The organism is Pseudoalteromonas sp. NZS37, assembly GCF_015864265.1.
In the GTDB taxonomy this organism is placed as follows: domain Bacteria; phylum Pseudomonadota; class Gammaproteobacteria; order Enterobacterales; family Alteromonadaceae; genus Pseudoalteromonas; species Pseudoalteromonas arctica.
The window spans coordinates 147,963-163,300 of sequence record NZ_JADYXL010000007.1 but is presented as its reverse complement, the minus strand read 5'-3'; the positions used below and the strand labels follow the sequence as shown (position 1 = coordinate 163,300).

6 protein-coding genes and 1 pseudogene are annotated in these 15,338 nt (G+C 38.6%); 4 read left to right on the top strand and 3 right to left on the bottom strand.

The genetic code is table 11. The features are described 5' to 3' along the window. Nucleotides 1-403 precede the first annotated feature (403 nt). Together I6F47_RS14515 and I6F47_RS14510 are read right to left on the bottom strand one after the other, a co-directional pair. Nucleotides 404-1,927 (bottom strand): sensor domain-containing diguanylate cyclase, encoded by a 1,524-nt coding sequence (locus I6F47_RS14515; protein ID WP_197184093.1) that lies wholly within the window; start codon nt 1,925-1,927, stop codon nt 404-406. A 459-nt stretch (nt 1,928-2,386) separates the two neighbouring features. Further along, the gene (locus I6F47_RS14510) at nt 2,387-6,409 is read right to left on the bottom strand and encodes a rhombosortase-dependent M36 family metallopeptidase (RefSeq protein ID WP_197116914.1); all 4,023 of its coding nucleotides are present in this window, start codon (nt 6,407-6,409) and stop codon (nt 2,387-2,389) included. A 149-nt stretch (nt 6,410-6,558) separates the two neighbouring features. On the opposite strand from I6F47_RS14510, the gene I6F47_RS14505 reads away from it, so the two are divergent. From I6F47_RS14505 to I6F47_RS14490, 4 genes and pseudogenes are all read left to right on the top strand, one after another. Continuing rightward, entirely contained in the window at nt 6,559-7,083 is a 525-nt protein-coding gene (locus tag I6F47_RS14505; protein WP_007583632.1) for a hypothetical protein, read from the top strand. Nucleotides 7,084-7,894: 811 nt separating this feature from the next. Beyond that, nucleotides 7,895-9,706 (top strand): glycoside hydrolase family 3 protein, encoded by a 1,812-nt coding sequence (locus I6F47_RS14500; protein ID WP_197116912.1) that lies wholly within the window; start codon nt 7,895-7,897, stop codon nt 9,704-9,706. 1 nt (nt 9,707) lies between these two features. After that, complete coding sequence (locus tag I6F47_RS14495) at nt 9,708-10,442, top strand: 5-oxoprolinase subunit PxpA (RefSeq protein ID WP_197111837.1); 735 nt, start codon at nt 9,708-9,710, stop codon at nt 10,440-10,442. Between the two features lie 153 nt (nt 10,443-10,595). Next, a pseudogene (locus I6F47_RS14490) lies at nt 10,596-12,613 on the top strand (prolyl oligopeptidase family serine peptidase). Nucleotides 12,614-13,429: 816 nt separating this feature from the next. Here I6F47_RS14490 and I6F47_RS14485 read toward each other — a convergent pair. After that, entirely contained in the window at nt 13,430-15,031 is a 1,602-nt protein-coding gene (locus I6F47_RS14485; RefSeq protein WP_007583624.1) for an isocitrate lyase, read from the bottom strand. Between the last annotated feature and the right edge of the window lie 307 nt (nt 15,032-15,338).

Here is a 15,338-nt window from a genome sequence, read left to right as displayed (position 1 = left end):
CGCACTCTAATTCCCCGTTATACTTCCCCCTAGTAAGCGGTACTAAGCTTAACGATTACTTTGTATTTTATGAATTACCAAGCCTTATTGCTGCGTTATTTTAACTAATGAAAATGCATTTTTTGTGTTTTATTTGTCGTTAGCTTTTCAACATATAACGGGTTTTAAAAAGTTAGTTTGGTAGTGAAACTGCTTTGGCATTAGCGTATTTACCAAATTTTGTGATTGATGACTTAGCGCTTACAAAAATAACTGTAAAGGGGGTTAACAGTCACTATAGCAAAGGCATAGTAATGATTTACAAGCCATCAAAAGCAGATGGCTGGCTTAATAAACTCATGCACTCTGTGTAAAGTATTTATCAATTTAAGGTAATACAGAGTATTACTTAACAAAGCTGTGGTTAGCTAATATCGGCCACTACGCATCGGTTACGACCATGCTCTTTAGCATGGTATAGCGCCTTATCGGCACATTTATATACTTGGGCAATATCAGTACTATGCTCAGGCCAGGTTGCAATACCTATAGAAATAGTGATTGTTCCAATGGTGTTTATTTCTGTCGATTCTACTGTTTTACGTAAACGCTCTGCTATTTTATAGGCACTTTGGCTGTTTTCATTTGGTAGCACAAGAACAAATTCTTCACCGCCGATTCTTGATACTATGTCGTCTCTTCTTGATAGTTTTTTAATTATATTTGTTAGCGAAACTAAAGTTTCGTCGCCTTTATCATGTCCAAAAGTATCGTTAACACGTTTAAAAAAGTCGATATCAATTTCTAATATAGCGAATGGGGTTTGCTTTAGCATAAGCTGGTTAAGTAGGCCGTTTAAGCTTCTTCTGTTGTGCGTATCTGTTAAGGGATCTGTTTGTGAGTCATGGCGTAGCACACCTATTTGTGCTTGTAATAAAGTAACCTCTCTTAACATCGCTAACTTCAGTTTTTGACTTTCAAAATACCACGACTTCACGCTTTTAAGTTTTTCTAAGCTTTTTGGATCATCGAGTGTATTTGCGTTATCGGCTAATCGCTTTAGCGGCCTTGCTATAAAATGTGCAAATAAACCAATAAAAATAAATGTGACTAATGCCATAGGTATTGTTTGTTCAATGACTTCAATAGTTAATGTATCTAGCGAAGAGAGCGTTGATTCTAATGGTCTTTGCGCCACTATTCCCCATTTAGATAAAGTAATGGGTGCGTAGCCTGCGAGCATCGGCTTATTTAAGCTATTAATAACCGTTGAGGTGCCTATTTCGCCATCTATAACAGCGTCAATCACAGCATTGTTAGCAATAACGTTGCCGATTCTGGCAGGTTCTGGGTGATATAAAATGCGCTTATTTGAGCTAACAACATAAAGGTACGAACCACCTTTGTAGTAATGTTGTTCTAAAAGCTCATTTAAAATATTTTTCTCTTTTAAATAAAGAGAGCCACCAATATAACCTAAATACTTACCTTCAAAATCAAACAAAGGGTGCGATATAAAAACAATTAAATTATCAGCTGCTGACAAATAAGGCTCACTAATTAATGGGCGTTTTTCTTTTAGTGCTTCTATTGCTCCTGGAGACTGTATTTGTTGGCCTATTAAACTTTCAAAGTGAGGCGACGTCGCTGCAACTACGCCATGTAAATTAATCACAACAGAGTTAAAGCTATCCGTTTGATGATTTAAACGAATGGCTTCATCGTTTAATAATTTGGAGTTATTTGGTGATTGCTCAATAATTTTAGCTGAGTATTCAAGCTGCTGAAGCGCAGACTTTAAAAAGTTATCAGTTGCGGAGGCTAATTTTTGTGCATAGGCTAAATTACTTTTTAGCGTATATGATGTTAACTGCTCTTTTTGAACCTGATAGGTAGAATAAAAACTCCCTATCAATGTGCTCAATGCTGCAGAGAATGCGAGTAGCAATATAAGAAATCTTAAATTTAAAGCGGGTAGTAATTTATATAGCAAAGCTGCATTCCAAAGCACTCAAATTCAGCGCGTATTATACGAAGTTAGGTATTATACCCGTTTAAGTGTTTTTAATTAAGTTGGTTTGTTCAATTTAGCGACTATGCGTTAGGGTATGGCGTGATAAATAATATATTCCAGCATTGCCATTTTTTATCCTTTAATCAGTAAAACTCTAGCCAACTAAGTGAACGCCCCGAGGTTATTTATTAAGCTTTAAGATATAAGTTGTTGATGTCGTATAAAAAGGCAATATGACTAATATATAAGTCAAAGTGTATGGCCATGAAAAAGTTAATATGAGGTCAGGACTAAAAACATCACACTAAGTTTATAAAAAAGGCCAGAAGCAAAAGCTACTGGCCTTTCATTAAAGCCGTCATGTGTTTAGAGACGACGGGATGTTATTTAAACTTATTTACTAACGTTTTTACGACGTCTATTAAACCATACTAATGGAGTAAGTAATAAAGCTATAAAGCTAAAACTACCACCACCGCTAGATTTTGCTTCTGTTACAGGCACTGTTGCTACCGCTTCATTTTTTACCATTACAGTACTTTGTTGAGTCACAGTTGTTACACCATCACTTACGGCAACTTCAAAAACAAGCTCTTCATCTGCAGTAATAGCTGCAGGTGTGAAGCTCAAAGTTGCTGTATCAGTACCAGTGAGCGTAGCATCACTACCGCTAACCTGAGTCCAAGCATAAGTTAGTGTTTGACCATTGCGATCTGACGCTGTTGCTGTAATTGTTCCTGTAGCAGATTCAGTAATTTCCGCTGATGCGCTTTCGACTAAAACAAGTGGAGCTGCGTTATCACATGCTAGTGAATCACCCGCTACAAGTTCTGAAAATACAGGAGATAAAACGTTAGACATAGTTAGGTTATCAATCCACCAACCTAAATCACTTACTGCGCCATCTGATGAAATTCTAAAGCGTACTTTTACTAAGTTGCCGTTTAGAGCATCACCAAAGTTGATAGTTTCATAATTACCATACGCGCCACTATCTTGTACGTTATTACCTGTGTATGTTTCACGTTCTTGAAGCTCTTGAGAATCGTTTTCGATTAGAACAGCGTCATAGCCAACATCAAATGTGCCGCCAATTTCAGTAGCATCAACCCAGTCACCACCATTAACACTAACTTCTACAACACCACCATCCCAGTTTTCCTCGATACTATAGAAATGCCAGAATGAAATTTCAAAGTCGCCAGAGTAACCGACTTCGAATGACTTACTCTCTACTGCTACATCCGATTGGAAGCCATTATTTACAAGGCGCATTGCTTGTGTGCCTAGCCCAAAGCCACCTTGTTCAAAGAATGCAATATTACTACTATTATCCATTACTTGAGTGCCAGCAGCTAAATCACCACCAAACATTACGTTTTCTTTTAAATCTAATAGTGATGAACTTGCTACTTCCATATCATCTGAAACTACAGCTCCAACAGGCGTTTCTGATTTAAAGCCCATATTTACTTCAAACGTAAGTGTTTGATCAAGCGCTTCAACGATATCATCATCCGTTTCAATTTCAGGGAATGTGACTTCAATTTCTAGTGTTTCAGCTGTACCCGCTTCGTTCAAAGTAACTTTAATATCGTTACTTGTTATTGCTTCGTACGGTTGAACTTCACCAAAAGTAAGTAGGCCATCATTTTCAAATGTTACATCATGATCGCTTATAACTGTCAGTTGTGCTGTTGTACCACTAAGTACTTCACTACCACGGTTAGTAATTGTTACGCTAACCGTACTCGTTTCGCCTTTATCTAAAATATTGTCGTTAGTACAAAAACCAAGCTCTGTACCATTGTACATGTTGTTTAAGTCAGCACTTGCAAATGCATAGCTAGAAAGCTGTGTTTTATCTGATTCAACTACACCAGTAAGGTCTTCACTGAAACGATCTGGCGATACTGCGCCAAGACCCATACCACGTTTAGCAAATGCGCCTACCATTAATTTGTAATCAGCAGGGTCTACTGCATAGGCAGCAGCTAAAATAGCATCACGTGCTTCAGTGTAGGTTGGTGCTATAGGTGTTAATTTGTAACCTGCAACTAAGTAATCTGCCATTCGAGTTTGTGCTTCATTAAAGCCATGCTCGTTAATAAGCGTTACGTAGTTTTCCCATAATACAGTTGCCCAAATTTCGCCGGCAGCATGAGGAGAAGCCACGCTTGTTGGTGAAATACCAATATCAGCACCAGCATTTTCAGTAATATGTCGGAACGACAATGCATTTACATCTGTATCAGTTGAATAAGGAAGACGACGAATACCGAAGTAGAAGTCTTCTACAAATGTGCCGCTACCATATGCTTTTTGGAACTTATCGTTACCTGTAATATTTATATCGCTTTCTTTAGCGATAAACATTAATGAGTGGAAATCGCCCCAGCCTTCGCCCATTGCGCGGCCTTGGAAGTTAATAAGGCCTGATGAATTACCGACTAAGCGGTTACTAATGTAGTGACCCCATTCATGAGCAATAATACCATTATCAAACGTACCATCTTTTAATGTTGCTTTGGTAAACATGTTTACAGTAACAACTTCACGAGCATCAATTAGGTCATACATTGCATGACCATCAGCGTAATTTAAACCCATATTTGGAATGGTTACAGTATCGTCTTCACCGCCCATTGGTGCCGGTTCTGCCGTATCTGGGTCATTATTAACAACGATAGTTGCTATTGCACCTGCATCTTGTGCATTTTTTACTTTAATCGTAAAAGCACATGAGCCACGATCTACAATTGCAATTTTCCCTGCTAGTTCAGCAGCATTTATAGCAGGCTCACAACCATCATTAATACTTGTTGAATCTACTGTATTTCCATCATCTAAACGAACAACTTCTGCAGCCACATCACTGAATTGGTATTTACCAAAGCCAGATTCTTTTGTTGAAGCTAAAAGGCCTAAAGAGTCATGTGAAGTTACTGTAATACCAAAATCTACACCAACAACGGCATCTTTACTGTTGTACAAGTACATTTGCATACGTGGGCTAGCACCATCAGCTGGCGTAGACATATTTGCGTTATTACGACCTGAGTTATCTTGAGCCTGTGCTTCAATCGGGTCACCTTCTACGCCGCCACGACCAAAGTTAGATACTTGAGCTACATTTGACGTTTCATCAAAACCATGATCATAGAAAAAATCATGTAAAAAGTTATTCATATAAAACAAGTTAACAATAGCCGCTTTACGGTTTGCGTAGCTATTTGCAACTTCATCTACTTGATAAGGGTAGTCAAATGTGAAGTCTGCTGTTGTTTCAGCGGTAAAGTCACCTTCACTAAAGTCTTGAGGTGCAACCACATCTGCGTAAGCAAATACGTTATTACCTGATGTTGTCGTTGCATCATCAGCTAACCATGGGTCCATTGTGCTTAGTTTACTGTAGTAAGATAGAGATACCATTGGCGCGTCTAAAATCTCAGTCTCGTCTACTTGCCCTGGGCCATCTGCAGGAATTACGTCACCGTGCGGGCTTTCCATTGGGTAGCCATCTTGGTTAGCGTAAACACGGTAATTAAAGTCAGCTGCATGAGATTTCAAATCTTTCGCAAAATATACTTTGCTGTTATTTGAATCTACTACATAACTAAAGTAGTCACTTTCTAAAGAGCCAACTTCTGCTACTTCTACTTCAATGTAGTAAGCAGATTTAAGCTCGCCTGCAACTTCAAAAAACACTTCTTTTGCACGTGGCGTACCTAAAACAATCTTAGAGTCATCTAATGATTTAGCCTCATATTTTGCATATCCACCTTCGTTACCAATTTTACGAAGTGAGACATCAATATTAGCTAATTCACTAAATGCTTTTTTTATACTTTGCTCAGAGCTTACAAAACCCGTTAATGCAGCAAGTTTATTTTTAGATGATGACGTATCAGCAAAATAACCCGAGCTTGCTACTAGGTTGTACTCTTTATCCATTAACAAGTTGTATTCGCGGTTAAAAACTTCTACACCGTTTACTTGTTGTTTATATTTAGCACTAATAGAACCACGTTTTTGCTCTGATAAATCAACCATAACAGCAGAAGATGCTGTTGCTTTACGATTACTAATGCCTGTTAAAGTTTCAATATAAAAGTCAGCAGCATATTGATTACGGTTATCAGCTGCGATTAAAGCCATGTCAGGCTTACGCTGACCTATTGCTTGCCATAAAAATGTTGCTTTACCCATTTGTGCATCGTAAATAGATTTTTGACCCGATACAGTGGCGCGTTCGGCTAAGGTTCTCTGCTGAACAGCAGCTAAAGAAGTACCCTGAGTAACTGCATTTGTAGCACTTACATCATAAAATCGAGTTTGTTCAGCGGCCGTTAGCTCACCTGCTGCTAATGTTGATGCTACAACTATGGCAATAGTTGTTAATTTAAATTGAGACATGTATCCACCTGTTCGTATTTATTATATTAAAACACTTAATGTTTTTTAATTGATTATTTTATGTAAACGCATAGTTAAGTTGTTAATATACATACTTGAATGAAGCTGAATAGCTTTAAATTTAGAGAAAAGTAAACAAAGGTAAACGAATGCAAAAAATAATTTTTACAAGTTCAGTGCCAATAATTGCAGCTTTATTACTATCTGCATGTAATAACAGTGAAAAAACAGAGGTTAACAACTCTCAGGCGCTACCTAAAACAGCAGAAATCATTATAAAAGAACCATCTAAGAACCAGAAAACTGACACTATTTTCCCTAAAAAAGAAAGCAGTCAAGGTATTATGAAAAAAGCATCTAAAAGCATAAATTCATCTGGTGATAAGCTTATTTTTAACTCTGAGCAGTTATTTAAAGGCGACGTTATTTATAATCAGAACTTAAAGCAAAAAGGTGTAGTAACAGGTACTCTTACCATTACATTAAATACCGATTCTTTGCCTGATGAGTTAAAAAATAATTATGAGTTAGTTAAGTCGACAGCTCACAATTACACATTACTTGTTGAAAAGGATGTTGATATTGCAGGATTATCTAAAGATCTAAACAATTATAGCTCAGTGAGCAATGTAGAAGTTGCAATTGATTACTCACCTATCGAAACACATTTTTAATCAGCAACAATGCACTTATCACTACCATATTATTAACATGGTAAAGTACTTTGTCAGCACATTTGTAAACTTGGTCTATTTCGTTACTATGCTCAGACCAAGTTGCAATGCCAATAGGAATTATTATAAATCCAATAGTTTACGTATTTATAGACTCAACGGTTTGACGCAATCGCTCTGCTATGTTTGCGCGCACTTTGCTGTTATTAGGTAAAAAATACAAACTCTTCTCTACCTAAACGCGCCACAATATTGTCTTTTCAAGATGATTTTTAGTTGAATAGGCAGGTTATTGCATTGCTGATTCTAAAGAGTATAAGTTGTTGATGCTAGTTTATTAGCGCAGGCATAGTTATTTTTAGTGTACGTTTTTAACTGCTCCTTTTGTGCTTGGTAGGTAGAATAAAAGCTACTTACTAAAGTACTAATAAAGGCTGTAATCGTTAAATGAAAAATAAGAAATCGAAGATTAAGGCTATTAATAATTCTTTCGAAAATGAATGCCATCCTAAGAATGAGGCATTCAATACTTGCACCTATAATTGAGCATAAAGCCTGCAATTACACCCTATTAAAAATTTATTATCTAATATCAATAAAGCCAGAAAAAATATAACTTTTCACTAAGTTCAAAACTATAATTTATCTTCAATTTTTACAATACGTTAATGGTTTTTGTAAAGAAAACCTTCTTTTGCAGTTACTTTAAAAAGTAGTTAAGCTGCATACATTTATCTACTTTTTAGCCTTGGAGTGTGTTTTGCTAAATAAGTGTATTGTACCGTCTATCGTTTTTTTATCTGGGTGTTTAATGCCATTACAATCCTCGTTTGCTAAACCCGTGCTTTCTCTTGAACAACAACTTGGGCAAAAGTTAATACTCGACTTTCGCTACTTTTGCCAGCAAGGAGCAAGTAATAAATGCCGAACTCCAATGACCGAGTTACCTAATGAGCTTGCTACCGCTATTGCTAAATACGATATTGGTGGAGTTATTTTATTTTCTGAAAATACCCAATCAATAGAACAAACCATTACGCTTAATAGCCAATTGCAAACAGCTGCAAGTAGGTCCAGTAGTAAGCTGCCGCTATTTATATCAATAGATCAAGAAGGCGGACGTGTAGCACGGTTACCACGCGATGTTGCTACATCATTTACCGGTAATATGTCGATTGGCGCAACCTACAAAAAACACGGTACGAGCTTTGCGACAAAAACAGCAACTGTTATAGCTAAAGAACTAAACTCGCTGGGTATCAATGTAAACTACGCGCCCACGGTTGATGTAAACATGAACCCCGATAACCCTGTTATTAACGTACGCTCGTTTGGTGAAAACCCAGCATTAGTGAGTAAATTGGGCGCCGCACAGGTTGCAGGATTTGAGAACAACGGTGTTATTACCTCGTTAAAGCACTTCCCGGGCCACGGCGATACAAACGTAGATAGCCATACAGGTTTGCCTAAAGTAAACCATGCAAAAGAAGTTATTTACGAGCAAGACCTAGCACCGTTTAAACACATTATCGCCAAGCAAAACCCAGGCATGATAATGACGGCGCATATTCAATACCCTGCCCTCGATAGTACGACGTTTGTAAGCGTTAATGGCAAAACTATGATAAAACCGGCAACAATGTCGCGTGCAATCATTACTGATATTTTACGTGGTGAGCTTAATTACCAAGGTGTTGTAGTAACTGATGCGCTTGATATGGCTGGTATTAGTAACTTCTTCACACCAACTCAAGCGGTAATAAATACATTTGCCGCTGGAGCTGACATTGCCCTAATGCCCGTTGAAATTAGAACACCGGATGATTTAAACAAGCTCGATGACCTTATTAAAGAGCTTGTTGCAGCGGTTAAATCAAACCAACTTGATGAGCAAGAAATAGCACAATCAGCGATGCGTATAATTACGCTTAAAAATAAATTTAGGTTAAGCACTAATTTTGACCCTATTACCGCGCTCATAAATGCAAAGCAAACAATCGGCAGTGCAGCACATCGCGAAATAGAAGCGCAGCTTGCTGTAGAGGCAATAACGCAGGTTAAAAATAATAACAGTACTTTGCCGCTTAATTTAAAAGCAGGAAGTAATGTTCATATTATTATGCCCGACACGCGTAAATGTATGGCAATGCAGCAAGCGATTAAAGCTATCAGCCAGCAAAAATTCACTTATAGCTGTAGTAGCTTACAAGGGTTCGACCCTGCACTCGCAAAAGCACAAATACACGCTGCTGATGTAGTTATAGCCGGCAATGCAACACCTAATCAAAGTGCGGTAGAAATTGGCGGTATGGATGATTTAAAAGACGATCCTAATTTTGCACTTAATAATGCAGAGCAACCAAAAGCATTTGAGTCATTATTAAATATGGCAAAAGAAGAAAACAAAAGCACTGTTTTTATAAGCCTAAGAGCGCCTTACGACATTGCTAAATTTGGCAATTATGCAAATGCTGTACTTGCATCTTACGCATATAATATTGATGTAGATAAAAACGATATTGTGTCTGGTCCCGCTTTTACCGCACTTGCAAAAGTGTTACTAGGAGAAGCACCGGCTAACGGCGTATTACCTGTCACAATAAAACCGCAAAAGGCGCACTAATATGAAACTCAATTGTGATTTAGGCGAAAGCTTTGGCGTGTGGAAAATGGGGCTAGACGATGACGTTATGCCACATATTGATATGGCTAATATTGCGTGTGGGTTCCATGCAGGTGATGCCGACGTAATGACAAACACTCTTGTACTTGCCAAGCAACATAACGTACAAATTGGTGCTCACCCAAGCTACCCAGATAAGCAAGGCTTTGGTAGGCGCTCAATGGTACTTAGCGAAAAAGAGCTTACAAATTGCCTGCATTATCAAATAGCCGCTATTGAGGGCATGGCAAAAGTACAAGGTTTAACACTTAGCTATGTTAAACCGCATGGCGCACTTTATAACGACATGATGGCTGATGAGCAAATATTACAAACCGTTATAAATGCAATTGCCAGCTACCCAATAGATTTGAAACTAATGGTCTTAGCGACTAAAAATGCCAATAAGCACATTCAAATAGCTAAAGGCTCAGGAGTTGATCTAGTACTCGAGGCATTTGCCGATAGACAGTACACCGACGACGGGCATTTAGTATCACGAACACTTGAGGGTAGTGTTCACAATAAAGCTGCATTACTAAAACAAGTAACTCAGCTTTTATCCGATGGCAGCGTGACAACACGAACTGGAAAAAAACTAACGCTCAACGCCCATAGCTTATGCGTACATGGCGACAACGCTGATGGCATAGCGCTTATAAAAGATATAAAAGCCCTTTGTAACTCAGCTAACTAAACTTTTACACAACCTCAAATAGAAGCTGTAAACCCCCTTTACAGCTTTAACTCATAGAGTTAAATAAGAGCTTCATCGCATCCTACTGTTAATTTAATAATCCCTAACATATAACTACTTAGCAAATTAAAAAAAGTAACAACAGGGATTAAAATGAAAAAGCTTTTAACACTTAGTCTCATTTTAGGCTGTAGCAATTTAGCCTACGCTGAAAAAAATACACTACAACTGCAAGACGTGTTTAATTTAGAATATGCCAATCAAATAGATATAACCGAAGACGGTAAAACTGTTTATTTTGTGCGTAACCGCATGGATATAAAAACAGATCGCAAAGTTGGTAATATTTGGTCTGTTGATTACAAAACCAAACAAATGCAGCCGCTTACCTCTGGCGTGCATATGGATTATTCGCCAGTACTTTCTCCTGATGGTCAACGCCTTGCGTTTATATCAACTCGCGATGGCAGCAGCCAAATATATATAAAATGGCTTAAAACAGGTGCTATGGCAAAATTAGTAACTTAACGAGTAGTCCACGTTCGATTACATGGAGCCCTGATTCTAACCAATTAATATTTAGCATGTTTGTTCCAAGCGCTACTTCAGCGCCAGTGAGCTTACCAGGCAAACCAAAAGGTGCAACGTGGGCAGAACCCGCAAAATTTATTGATGATGTGTATTACCGTTCAGATGGTGGCGGTTACACGCAAAAAGGTTTTAGCCAATTATTTTCCATAGATGCTAACGGTGGTAATGCCAAACAACTCACTCATGATGAGTTTGATAACGCGGGCGATGTAAGTTTTAGCAACGATGGCAAATCGCTTTATTTTTCTGCGAACAGGCACACAAACAACCAGCTAAAACCCACAAACAGTGAAATCTATCAACTCGAGTTAGCCACACAAAATATAACTAAAATTACTGACCGAAACGGACCTGACGAGCAGCCTAAAGTATCGCCCGATGGTCGTTATTTAGCGTACACAGGTTACGATGATAAACGCACTAACTACGAAAACGCTCAGCTTTATATTCGTGATTTAAAAACAGGTAACACAACAAGCTTAACGCCAGATTTTGATCGTAGCGTAGGTCAAATAAAATGGAGTGCAAACTCCAAAGGCATATACTTTAGCTATGCAGATAAAGGTCAAACCGCCCTCGCCTATCAACCACGCAGCGGCAAGCGTAAAATAATAACAACTCAAATTGGCAGTGTTGCCTTTGGTCGCCCATATTCTGGTGGTGACTTTGATGTAAGCGAAGATGGCGAAGTAGCCTTTACCCTTGCCGATACTCAGCGCCCTGCTGATATAGCAACAATTAAACGCGGTAAAGCGCAGCGTTTAACTACCCTTAATGCAGATGCACTGGGCGACAAAGCTTTGGCTAAAGTGGAAGAAATTTGGATTAAATCAAGTCACGATGAGTTACCTATTCAAGGATGGATTGCTTACCCACCAGAATTTGACAGCAGCAAAAAATATCCGCTAATACTAGAAATACATGGCGGTCCAGTAGCTAATTACGGTCCACACTTTAGCGCTGAAATTCAGCTGTTTGCAGCCAAAGGAAATGTGGTTTTATACATGAACCCACGTGGCAGTGATTCATACGGTAAAGAGTTTGCACAAACTATTCATCATAATTATCCAAGTAACGATTTTGATGACTTAATGACTGGCGTTGATGCGCTAATAGCGAAAGGCTTTATTGACGAGTCTAAATTGTTTGTAACCGGTGGTTCTGGCGGTGGTGTATTAACAGCTTGGATTGTAGGTCATACCGATCGCTTTGCTGCGGCTGTAGTTGCTAAGCCTGTTATTAATTGGATCAGCTTTGTACTAACTGCCGATTTTTACCCGTTTTTTGCTGATTACTGGTTTCCGGGTAAACCGTGGGATCACATCGAGCATTACATGAAGCGCTCGCCTATTAGTTATGTTGGAAACGTTAAAACTCCTACTATGTTGCTCACTGGCGAATCTGACTACCGTACACCAATATCAGAAACTGAGCAGTTTTATCAGGCATTAAAACTACAAGGCGTTGATACTGCAATGGTGCGCATTCCTAATGCATCGCATGGTATTACAGCTCGCCCATCAAACTTAATGACTAAAGTAGCTTATATTCAATGGTGGTTTGATAAACACACTAAATAAACTCTGGGTAATAAATTTATAGCTCAAATAAAAGCCACTTCAAATAAGTGGCTTTTGTATTTACCGCCTTAGTATTCAAACTGTAAACCCCCTTTACACTTCTGTGACAGTTAAATATCGGACTTAGCTAAAACTTCAGTTAGTAAAATTTCGGTTTATAGCATTTTTTGTAACTTGAGTTGGTAAAAAATCGGTTTGAGTCACTGTTTATAGCCTATCAGTTAGTAAAATTTTGTTTTATAGCACAGAGAAGTTAGTAAAAAATCGGTTTATAAATTCGCTAAGTTTGCCTATTAAAGCAAAAATCAGTCACTTACCTGCCTTTTAAAGTTGTTGTAAACGCTTTTTACAGCAAAATCACCCCAAATATGCCGTTTTATGAAAGGTTAGTTAAACTCTGATCTGTAAATCCACTCAGGTAGTTAAATAGTGATCCAACATGATTTGGCAAGGGCGTGTTGAACTTTGGTGGGTTAATTTGCAGCAGTATGTTTGGTTTTTAGGCAAGGCGGAGCTTATGTAGTGTGGTTATTCCCCATGAATAGGCGATAACGTAGCATAAATACCAAACATGCGCTGCCCTTTGGGTTCTTTCTAGGGGCGATAAACTCTTTGTTGCTCGGTTTTTACTTAGCCCACTAGGTTACAAACCTCGCGCCGCGATTTAATCGCCCCTAGATTGAATAAATTTCAATCCACAAAGATCAACACGCCCTAGTTAAAGTCTGATCTGTAATTATGCTTCAATGTTCTAACTTTACTTAAAGCAATAAAAAAGGGCCTATTGGCCCTTGAGTAACACTATCTAGTTAGGAATTAAAACTGGTTCATGGTGTTATCTTCACCACCGGCTTTTAGCGCGTTATCACCAGAGAAGTATTCTTTGTGTGTATCGCCCATGTTAGACCCTGCTAGGTCTTGGTGCTTAACAGAAGCTTGCTCACGGCGAATTTCTTGGCGTTGTACATCACGTACATAAGCCAGCATACCCATATCGCCAAAATAACCTTCAGACAAAATATCAGTGCTCAACGCAGCTGTATGGTACGTAGGCAGAGTAATTAAGTGATGGAAAATACCTGCTTCACGTGCGCCATCGCGCTGGAAGTTTTGCACTAGTAAATCGGCTGCTTGCGCAAGTTCTGTTGCATCCATTTCTGGTGCCATAAGGCCTTTATTGTCGCCAAGGCTTGGGTAAGCACTAAGGTCACGGCCTGCTTCTTCCCACTCTTGATATACTTGCTCACGAAACTTAAGCGTCCAGTTAAACGAAGGCGAGTTGTTGTATACCAGTTTTGCATTTGGCACGTGTTCTTTAACACGATTTACCAGTTCTGCAATTTGCTTAACATGAGGTTTTTCTGTTTCAATCCACAGTAAATCAGCGCCCGACTGCAAGCTCGTAATACAATCTAGTACTACGCGGTCTTTTTCAGTGCCTTCGCGGAATTGAAATAAACCGTTATCTAGGCGAGTTGGTTTACATAACTGGCCATTAATTTTCATTGCTGTGTCGCCTTCATTTAAGTCATCAACACCGTTAATTGGCGTCGTTTCTAAAAATGCATTGTATTGGCTTGCTAAGTCACCTGGTGTTTGCGACACAGGTACTTTTTGAGTAAGGCTTGCACCTAATGAATCTGTACGTGCCACAATAATACCGTTATCAATACCAAGTTCTAAAAAGGCGTAACGTACTGCGTTAATCTTTGCTAAAAAGTCTTCGTGTGGAACGGTCACTTTACCCGCTTGGTGACCACATTGTTTGGCGTCAGATACTTGGTTTTCTATTTGAATGGCACACGCACCGGCTTCAATCATTTTTTTAGCCAGTAAGTAAGTTGCTTCTTCGTTACCAAAACCTGCGTCAATATCAGCAATAATTGGCACAACATGAGTTTCAAAGTTGTCTATTTTATCAATAACAGCTTGAACATCGCCGCCATTCGCTTTTGCTGCATCTAGGTCGTTAAACAAGTGGTCTAGTTCACGTGCATCAGCTTGCTTTAAAAATGTGTAAATTTCTTCAATTAATGCAGGTACCGATGTTTTTTCGTGCATGCTTTGATCTGGCAGCGGACCAAATGCAGAGCGAAGTGCTGCAACCATCCAGCCACTTAAGTATACATAGCTGCGTTTAGTTGTTTTTTGATGGCGCTTAATAGCCATCATCATTTGTTGGGCAGTAAAGCCATGCCAACACCCTAAAGATTGGGTGTACAGGCTTGTGTCGGCGTCATATGCAGCCATATCTTCACGCATAACGTCTGCTGTGTATTGCGCAATTTCAATCCCTGTACGAAAACGGTTTTGTAAACGCATACGGCTTGCGTATTCAGGGTTAATAGCTTTCCATGCGCTGCCTTGTGATTGGCAAAGAGTAGAGAGTGTGTCTGTTTCGCGTTGATATGTTGTCATAATAAAATCCTTCGAACGAGTGTGTAATACCAACCTGCATAAATCTTTGATCAATTTAACGAATTAAATTGCACTATAACGTCGTTAAAAATTTTTTATTTAGAATAACTAGATACAAAAATTTTTGCCTAGCTCTAGCGTAATTTTCTTAACGTTAAATAGACCCCATATATAAGCAGATTGGTATAAATTATTTTAATGTTGTGAGAGTGGCTAGGAGTGTGTGCTCCGTTTCGCTTGATTCAACATTAGGCTCCTTTTCTAGATTTAGTAAATTTATAGTTGTTATTGTGGCTATATATTTTGT